At 70.7% G+C, this 8,842-nt stretch carries 5 protein-coding genes; 3 read left to right on the top strand and 2 right to left on the bottom strand.

Annotation, left to right across the window (positions count from 1 at the left end; genetic code table 11):
• Nucleotides 1-185: 185 nt before the first annotated feature.
• From D7X74_RS45135 to D7X74_RS35910, 3 genes are all read left to right on the top strand, one after another.
• A complete protein-coding gene (locus tag D7X74_RS45135; RefSeq protein ID WP_120537498.1) occupies nt 186-2,219 on the top strand; it encodes a c-type cytochrome in 2,034 nt (677 codons plus the stop codon).
• 143 nt (nt 2,220-2,362) lie between these two features.
• Entirely contained in the window at nt 2,363-3,436 is a 1,074-nt protein-coding gene (locus D7X74_RS35915) for a hypothetical protein (RefSeq protein WP_120537497.1), read from the top strand.
• Nucleotides 3,437-3,545: 109 nt separating this feature from the next.
• A complete protein-coding gene (locus tag D7X74_RS35910) occupies nt 3,546-4,574 on the top strand; it encodes a methyltransferase (protein ID WP_120537499.1) in 1,029 nt (342 codons plus the stop codon).
• A 39-nt stretch (nt 4,575-4,613) separates the two neighbouring features.
• Here D7X74_RS35910 and D7X74_RS35905 read toward each other — a convergent pair whose 3' ends face one another.
• Together D7X74_RS35905 and D7X74_RS35900 are read right to left on the bottom strand one after the other, a co-directional pair.
• A complete protein-coding gene (locus D7X74_RS35905) occupies nt 4,614-7,328 on the bottom strand; it encodes a hypothetical protein (protein ID WP_120537496.1) in 2,715 nt (904 codons plus the stop codon).
• A 161-nt stretch (nt 7,329-7,489) separates the two neighbouring features.
• Complete coding sequence (locus D7X74_RS35900; protein ID WP_147446806.1) at nt 7,490-8,518, bottom strand: hypothetical protein; 1,029 nt, start codon at nt 8,516-8,518, stop codon at nt 7,490-7,492.
• Between the last annotated feature and the right edge of the window lie 324 nt (nt 8,519-8,842).

The raw sequence follows: 8,842 nt of genomic DNA, 5'->3' as shown, positions 1-8,842 counted from the left end.
TCCCCACACTGTCCGGGGGCGCACGGCGGGTGTGGAGGGCATCGACTTCCGGTGGACGGGTGGGCGAGCATGGGGCCCTCGGGACGGCGTGTGAGCAGGGCCGGCACGCACCCGACAGGCCGTGGGGACCCTGCGCGCGCAAGCCACGACGGCGCGCGGGCCACACGGGAGGGGAAGGCTTTCCGATGCGACGGCAGGGATGGGCCGCGTTCTGCGCGGTGACGCTGGTGCTTTCGGGGTGCAGTGAGCGCGAGGTGGCGGGCACCTGGAGCAATGCCTCCGGGTCCGTGGCCCTCAGCCGGGATGATTCCACGCTCTACGTGGTGGACGCCGACAACGGCATCCTCGCGGTGGTGGACACCGAGCGCCGGGAGAAGGTGGGCGAGGTGCGGGTGGGCCCGCGTCCGGAGCGCGTGACGGTGGGCCCGGACGACACGGTCTACGTCACGAACCGTGGCGGCCGCAGCGTGTCCGTCATCCGCAAGGGCGACGCGGTGGAGGCGGCGCGCGTGGACGTGGGCGTGGAGCCCACGGGGCTCACGGTGTCACCGGATGGCAGGACGCTGTACGTGGTGAACAGCGCCACGCGCACGTCCAGCGAACACGGCAGCCTCACCGCCATCGACACGGCTTCGCTCACGGCGCGCTGGGAGCTGCCGCTGGGCGAGGAGCCGCGCGGCATCGCGCTGCTGGAGGACGGCAGGAAGGCGGCGGTGACGCTGTTCCGGCAGGGCGACGTGATGACGGTGGACCTGACGGACGCGGACCGTCCCCGGGTCGTGCGCGAAGGCACGGACCTGAACGCGCGCGCGAACCGCGCGTCCTCCAGACCGGGGCGCGTCTCCGACCTGGACACCCCGCTCCCGCCGGGCTCTTCCCAGGGGCCGCGCACCTTCCGCGCGCGCGGCATGGTGGACCTGCTGGGCGCTCCGGACGGACGGCGGCTCTTCGCGCCGGTGCTCTGGTCGCGCGAGGATCCGCTGGCGTCGTCGCCGGATGACGGAATGGGGGGCGGTGGCTCCATGTACGGCGGAGGCACGCCGTGCGGCGCGGGCGTGGGCGGCGGGGTGGTGGCCGCGGGCCTCATCACCTTCAACGCGGAAGACGACGTGCCCGTGCCGGTGGTGGACGACCTGGACGAGTGCAAGCCGCCGCCGGAAGAGAAGCCGGACTTCCCCACGTCGCTCATCGCGAGCCCGTCGATGATGACGCCCCTTCAGGGCCCCGCCGCGGCGGTGGTGGACCCCTCAGGCGCGTGGTTGTTCCTGGTGAACCAGGAGACGAACAACGTGGCCATCGTGCCCGCGTGGCGCCGTTCGGGGGAGGACCTGCCGAACAAGGCGAGCTCCGTGCGGCAGGTGGTGGAGGTGGGCGCGGGGCCCAACGGCATCGCCATCACCCGCGACGGGCGCAAGGCGTATGTCTACAACGCGTTCGACCACACGCTCAGCATCCTGGTGAATGGCGGGGAGGGGCTGTCGGAGACCGTGTTCGTGGAGGGCGAGCCCCTGGCGCTGGCGGGCGACGTCCTGTCCCCGATGGCGGCGGCGGGCCGGCGGCTGTTCTTCACCGCGGCGGATCCGAAGATGACCAGCCCCATGGTGGCCGTCTCCTGCGGGTCGTGCCACCTGGGGGGCCGCGAGGACGGACACGTCTGGGGCTTCCCGGACGGGCCGCGCCAGACGCCCAGCCTCGCGGGCCGCATGACGACGTCGACGGCGCCCTTCCACTGGAGCGGGGAGTTCTCCGGGCTGGGCGAGTTCATGAACGCCACGGTCATCGACCGCATGGGCGGCTCCCAGCTGGACACCGACACGGTGTCGAAGCTGGCGGCGTTCATCGACTCGATTCCAGCGACGGACAACCCGAACCACGGCCAGCCGCTGACCGAGTCGCAGACGCGCGGCGCCGCGCTCTACAAGAAGGCGGCGTGCGACACCTGCCACTCGGGCACCCTGCTCACGAACAACACCAACGCGGATGTGGGCACCTTGGTGCGCACGGGCGTCTTGCTGGACGCGCCGCGGGTCATGATGTCGGGGCTCAACACCCCGTCGCTGCTGGGCGTGGGCCGCACCGCCCCGTACCTGCATGATGGCAGCGCGCCCACGCTCCGGGCCCGCCTGATGAACGGCCGTGAGACGAACCAGCACGGCCAGACGTCGCAGTTGTCCGACGCGGACGTGGACGACCTCGTGGCGTACCTGCAGACGCTGTAGACCCTCCCGCGCTCCGGGGCGAAGCAGGGCCCCGGAGTGCAGGCGCGGGACAGGGGACTGTCCCTCCAGGAGTTCGCGGTGCCTCCCCGAAGCCACGTGTCCTCCCGAAGCCCGCGCGCGGTGAATCACGCAAGGCCTCCGCCATGCCGCTGACACGAGGCCCGGCGGGCGTCTCCATCACCGTGGATGGGACGGAGACCTGGGGCCTGCGCACGCCAGGTCCGGGCCTGGTGCTGGACGTTCCCGTCGGAGGCCGACAGGCACGTCGTCCGGCGCTGCGCCTGGAAGCGGCTTCGCGCTACCGGCTCCGTTTGATGAGCGGTGATGCGCCGCTGCTGTGGGTGCGCATCGACGACTGGTGGGACCGCGCGGTCTTCCTGCGCGGCACGGCGCCGTCACCCTGGAGGCTGCCTTCGCTGTCGGCGCCGGAGGTCCGCGCCGTGTCCCACGCTCCGGGCTCCGCGCCCTGGTGGGAGGCCTGGGAATGGAAGCTGGCGCGGGAGCTCGTGGAGGCTCCGGCGTCCGTGCTGTATTCCGGGCAGTGGTGCCTGCGGCCCGTGGGCGTCCTCTCCGCCGACACGGCGGAGCGCCATCCCGTCTCCCCCATGGAATGGCAGTTCGGTCAGCCACCCCAGGCGCCGCACTCGCTGGACGCCGTGACGCGGTTCGGTCCGGCCTGGAACGAGGACTGGTGGGACACGCTGCCCGCGCAGCGACCCGGTGCCGTGCTTCCGCTCCGCGCACCTTCCGCGCCCGACGACGGCCGGGTGAAGAGCTGGCGCAAGCGCGCGCGGGACGGGACGCTGCCACCCGCGCTGCTGCTCTACGTGGACATCCTGGCGAAGTGGCTGGTGTTGGACGGGCATGACCGGCTGCACGCGGCGCTGCTCGAAGGCGTGGAGCCGCCCCTCCTCGGGTTGTGGCCTTCGGTCCTGATGGCGGGCACTCCCTCGAGCAGCGTGCGGGAAGCGGGCGCCCTGTTCAGCGCGGAGTTCCAGCTGCGCACCGGGGCGACGCCGCAGGTCGTCGAGCGGGTCAACCGCATGCTGTTGCTCAACTTCGCGCAGCCGCTGAAGGGCACGGTCTCCCGGGCGTGGCCCATCCCGGGAGGGCTGGCTGCGTGGCGGCAGGAAGTGCTGCTTGCCCGCCGTCAGCGCGAGCGACTGCCCCTGACCGACGAAGACTGGGACTGGTTGGTTTCACCCGACACCCGGTGAGGTGGGTGCCTCCGCCAGGAAACGGCGGGGCGTTACACGCTTTCCCACGCAAGCCTCATCCTCCAGTGCGGGGTGTCCTCCAGCGTCCGGGGCTTCCACCCTGGTGCGCATGGCACCTTCCTCCGAACCGCTGGCTTCGCACACCGCGCAGTTCATGCAGTACGTCACCGGTTATTGGATCACGCAGATCCTCGGCACGCTGGTCCGGCTGGAGGTGGTGGAGCAGTTGGCCGGAGGGCCACGTTCCTGTGACGACGTGGCGCGGGTGCTGGGCCTGGAGGTCCCGCCCCTGTGCCGGTTGCTGCGCGGTGCCGTCACCGCGGGAATGCTCGTGGAAGCCCCGCCGCGCACCTTCGCGTTGACGCCCCTGGGGGAGGCCCTGCGCAAGGGCATGCCGGGCTCCATGCGAGGCCTCGCGCTCGCCATGAGCAGCCCTGGCCACTGGCTGCCCTGGGGGCAGCTCGCCGAAGCGGTCCGCACGGGCAAGCCGCGCACGCACGAGACCCTGGGGACGGACCTCTGGGGGTGGCTGAGCCGCGACCCCGTGCTGACCGAGGAGTTCGCGGAGGCCATGGGCAACCTCTCCGACGAGGTGGGCGTGGAGGTCGCCACGCTCCACGACTTCTCCGGCCACGCGCGGGTGGCGGACATTGGAGGCAGCCAGGGGGTCCTCCTGGGCCATGTGCTCAAGGCCCATTCCGGCTGCCGAGGCATCCTCTTCGATTTGCCCGCCGTCATCCCCAGCGCCCGGGCCCGCCTGGACGCGCAGGGACTGGCGGACCGCGTGGAGCTGGTGGGCGGCGACTTCTTCGCGCCCGGCCTCCCCGCCGCGGAGACGTACCTGCTCAAGTTCATCCTTCACGACTGGCCGGACGACCAGGCCTCCCGCATCCTCCAGCGGATCCACGAAAGCGCGCCGTCCGGGGCCCGGCTGCTCGTGCTGGAGCAGGTGTTGCCGGACGATGGAAGTCCTTCGTTCGCGTCGTTGCTGGACCTGAACATGCTGGTGATGGCGGGCGGAAGGGAGCGCACGGTGGATGAGTTCCGCGCGCTCTTCGCCGCCACCGGCTGGACGCTGGAAGGCATCATGCCCAGCCGCACGGGCATGAGCCTCATCGAAGCCCGCCGAGGGCCGTGAAGCTCCGGCGCAAGGTGTCTGCCCTTGCGCCGGAGGGCGTTACTTCCTCTTCCTGGAGGACACGGGCTTGAGCTCGTGGGCCGTGATTTCGAACGGGTAGGTATAGGTCTTGTTCGCGCCCTGGGCCCGGAGCATCTGCCATTGGCGCGCGGCCCCCTGGGTCTCGAAGTCGAGCCGGAAGGTCGCGTCATCGAAATCCGTGCGCTTCTTCAGGCTCGCGCGGATGGGGTTTCCCTTCGCGTCGGCGAACACCGCCGAGAAGCCGGGCTGGTCCGTGTTCTCGCTCAGGATGCCGACCTCGTCCCCTTCGATGGCATTGACGTGGAAGCGCGCCTCCCCGAGCGTGGCCCGCGTGTGCAGGCTCACCGGCGTGAGGGCCGACACCGCGATGGTTTCGGGCAGGGAGAACGACAGCTGGCCCCGGATGCGCGCGATGGGCACGTCCTCCATGCGGTGGGGCAGGAAGTCGCTGAAGATGACGCCCCGGATGTCACCGGCGGAGATGTTGGGGCGGCCCAGGGACACGGCCGTGCTCCACTCGCGCGGATCCCCGAACCGGGAGCCCCAGACGTACTCCTTCGCTCCGGTCTCCGACTCGCGAGTCTCCTTCATGTTCTCGGGGCGCAGGCGCGTGCCGTCGACGAAGTCCGCTTCCAGGACCTCCAACTGGATGCCCGTATCCAGTTGGCCGAAGTGCTGGCGCACCTCGTCCGTCCAGACGATCTCCAGGTTGTTCTCGAAGACGCCCTGCGTCTGGAGCAGGACCTTGAACGGGGAGGGCGCGGCGCCCGGCACTCCCGGCGCGGCGAGCAGTCCTCCGTTGGCGTAGCGGGTGTAGCGCTCCTCCCGCCGGGCGATGGATTCGGCGGACTGGAGCGTCTGTTCAAAGACCGCCTGGCTGAGTGGCGCGGCCGCGGGCTCGGGCTCCGTGTCGCCCTCCTCTTCGTCCTCGGCCTGGGGGAAGGGTGGGGTGAGCTTGAAGGGCCGGACGTACGGCGTGGTCGCGTCCACAAGGACGAACTCCAGTTGCGCCGGCTTGCCGTGGGCGAGGATGGAGGAATCATTGGATTCGAGCCGGCCCACGAACGGCAGCGTCATGCTCGCGGAGAAGCCCGAGCGCGACTCCGTTTCGAGGTACTTCCCGGCAGCGTTCAAGGCGCGCACGGCCAGCACCGTGGGCGGGGTGCCTTCCGAGCCCAGCTGGAACGTCAGGCCGTCGTCGCTGACGCGGGTCGCTTCCACGGTGAGCTTGCCCTCGGTGAAGGCGAGTTCGGTCCTGCCGTAGGGCGGACCGAAGGCCAGCGTGACCTTCTTCACCCGCGTGGGAACCTGCACGGTGACCGAGCCTTCGATGGCTGGGAGCTTCTGCGTGTCCACGCCGCGCTTGAACGCGAAGCCGACCTTGTTGGCGGCGACCTGCATGTCATTGGACTGTTCACGGGAGAAATCCTCTTCGGACGTCATCCCGTTCGGTTCGTCCGCCAGCGGGCCACAGGTGGGCCGGTCGAGCTCCGGTTGTTGGACGCGGACCTCCATCCACGCGCGCTTCGCGAGGACGGGGGCGTAGTGCGGGGGCAGGCAGACGGAGGAGGTCAGGCTGACGAAGTCGACCTCCGGCTGGTTCTCCCGGGCGCTCAAGGAGTTGAACGCGAGGCGGAGCTTCTTCGCGTCATCCAGGGCGACTCCGTGCGAGGGGCTGCAATCCTCGCCCGAGCGCTCGAAGAAGGACGCGGGCGTCAGGGCTTCGTCGTAGGCGTAGAGGTCCTTGGGGTCCAGCAGCGCTTCCTCGGCATCGTCCAGGGTCTTGAGGTCCTCGTCCTTCAGCGCTTCGTTCTGGAAGGAGGAGAAGCTGCGGGTCAGCACGTCCGCGTGCTTCTGCAGGGCATTCACGTCGAAGGTGAGGCGGAAGGCGTCCTTCGACGGCGTGACCTTGACGGAGGTCTCCGCCACGGTCTTCAGCGGCGAGTCCGCGCCCGTGGCCTTCTCCCAGAGCTTCTGGATTTGATCCGGGTGGTCGCCGAAGACATCGAGCTCCGCCCAGATGCCTCCGTCCGTGTCCGCGCGCAGGGTGAGCGAAAGCCTCCGGGCGTTCTCGACGATTTCTTCGCGCCCCAGGGCCATCTGCACGAACGGCGGGGCCAGGGACTCCAGGAAGGGCTGCAGGTTGATGCCACCCTGGGCGATCAACAGTGACTCCATCTTGCGGCCGGGCTCCTGGGCGAGCCGCGCCGTGAAGTCGGTCGCGAGCGCGGCGGGGACGAAGGCGAGGAGCTTGTCGCCCTTGAGCAGCCGGAACGGGCCTTCGCGTCCGCACGTCTCGGGGTCGATGAGGATGTAGTCGTCGCCGGTGGTGGCTTCGACCAGGTGCCCCTTCTTGAGGGCCTCGAGTGCCTGATCCGCCGAGCCATGGGAGGCGAACAGGCGGAAGGGGGACGGGCCCTCGGCGGTCTTCACGAAGCCCGAGGCGAACGACGAGAACGTTTCGAGGAGCAGGTCGCGGTGGCGGGGCGGCAGGTTGCCGACCTTGAGCAGGTACTTCTCCGCCGGGTCGATGCGCTCCTTCCAGGACTCCACCGAGCGCACGGACTTGAGCAGCCGCAGGTTGACCACCACCGACGCGACCGTTTCATCACCCGAGGCGACGGTGAGCAGCCGGTGGTCCGCGGCGGATGGAGAGGCATTCCGGTAGAGGAATGCGCCCGCCACGCCAAGTCCTACGAGGACGATGACCAGGGCGAGAATGACTTTCTTCATGGGAGGACTGGCTCAAGCGCGAAGGAGTGAGAGCGAGGATCTGCCGATCGCCGCGGGTCCTACCACACGTCCTCCACGCGGCTCTCCGACGTCGCGGAGCGCATGGGTAGGGTGGGACGCACCCGTCCATCCGCAATGACAGGCGTGACGTGTCGCGATGCCTATTCCGCGTTCGGCGGGGCGTCTGGCGCGGCCGTCCCGGAGCTCTGAGCGGGAGTCGGCGAGGGCGTTCCGGCCGGAGCGGTGGGGGTGCTCGGCGCGGGCGTCACGGAAGTCGGGGCGGTGGGTGCGCTCGGAGCGGGTGTTGCGGTGTTCGGTGCACTCGGCGCGGGCGTCGCGGCGCTCGAAGTTACCGTCGGCGCCACGGGCATCGTCGCGGGACGCGGTGTCACCACGGCGGGCACGTTGATGGGCGGCACCGCCGCGGGACGGACCGGCGTGGCTCCACCGCCCGTCGGTGCCGTCGCGCTGGGCTGCGGAGGCCGCGGGGCAGGGGCGGGCACGACGGGCGGCGGCGCTCGGGTTCCCGGAGGCGCGGACAACACATCCGTCGTTCCCGCGCGCGGCGCGGTGAGGGTGTCCAGCGGCTCCAGCGGTGCATCGCCGAACGGATTGTCGCCCTCGACGCGCGGTGCCTCCGTGCCCGCATCCTCCTTCGCGTCCTCCATCCCCTTGTGCGACGTCACCGCGAGGCGGGCGACGTCCATCGCGCGGTCCGGCTCATCCCCCAGCAGGGTGACGACGACGACGCACGGCGTGTCGTCATCCCACGCCACCACCTGCGTCATGCCCTGCACCGGGCTGCGCCGGGCCGCGGCCCTTCCCAGCGCGGACACCTCTTCGCCGCCCGCGTTCAACGTGGGCGCGAGCAACGCGCGCACGTCCGCGCTCGCGTAGCCCGGCTGGCAGTCATAGGCCACCGACAGGGCCACGTCCGGCAGGGCGGCCGAACTCAACGTGCAGAGCGGTCCACACGTGGGACAGGCCCGCTCCTCCTTCATCGCGAACCCGTTGAGCGTGAGGTCGCGCAAGTCCTCCGGCAGGAGCACCTCGCAGGAGGGAATCGCCAGCGGCGAGGGCCTTCCCGGAAGCCCGATGACGCCCGCATCCGTCGCTTCCGTGTTCGCGCCGGGCCTGCTGCACGCGCCCAGAACGAGCGCCATCAGCAGTACACCCCGTCCGACCCTCATCCCGTCTGCTCTCCTCACCGACGCCTCTGTCGCGAGCACGGATGGTAGACCGGGGCCAGCCCCTGGCGTCACCATTGTGGCGCGGCTGCCACTTTCCGGACGCGACCGGATGGCGGGACGGAGGACGGGCAGGCCGGCCTCGTTCACGGGCGGAGCGTGGGCTAGGCTGCCCGCCCTCTTCCATGCGCGTCCCCGGTCTCCTCACCCTGTCGGCCCTGGTCCTCTCCTGGGGCACCCCCGTCCTGGCCCAGGCCCCCGCCTCGCCGCCTCCGAGCCGGAACGCCGCGCCCGACGAGTCCTGGAGCGAGCCGGGAAGCTCCCCGC

The organism is Corallococcus sp. CA047B, from assembly GCF_003612065.1.
GTDB classification, from domain to species: Bacteria; Myxococcota; Myxococcia; order Myxococcales; family Myxococcaceae; genus Corallococcus; species Corallococcus praedator.
Note: the sequence above shows the minus strand (reverse complement) of the source record. Positions and strands in the feature narration are given on the sequence as shown.

What these genes read in the sequence shown, in the direction of transcription:
- D7X74_RS35910 (WP_120537499.1), top strand. Translation starts at nt 3,546, where the DNA reads ATGGCACCTTCCTCCGAACCGCTGGCTTCGCACACCGCGCAGTTCATG.
- D7X74_RS35915 (WP_120537497.1), top strand. Translation starts at nt 2,363, where the DNA reads ATGCCGCTGACACGAGGCCCGGCGGGCGTCTCCATCACCGTGGATGGG.
- D7X74_RS45135 (WP_120537498.1), top strand. Translation starts at nt 186, where the DNA reads ATGCGACGGCAGGGATGGGCCGCGTTCTGCGCGGTGACGCTGGTGCTT.
- D7X74_RS35900 (WP_147446806.1), bottom strand. Translation starts at nt 8,518, where the DNA reads ATGAGGGTCGGACGGGGTGTACTGCTGATGGCGCTCGTTCTGGGCGCG.
- D7X74_RS35905 (WP_120537496.1), bottom strand. Translation starts at nt 7,328, where the DNA reads ATGAAGAAAGTCATTCTCGCCCTGGTCATCGTCCTCGTAGGACTTGGC.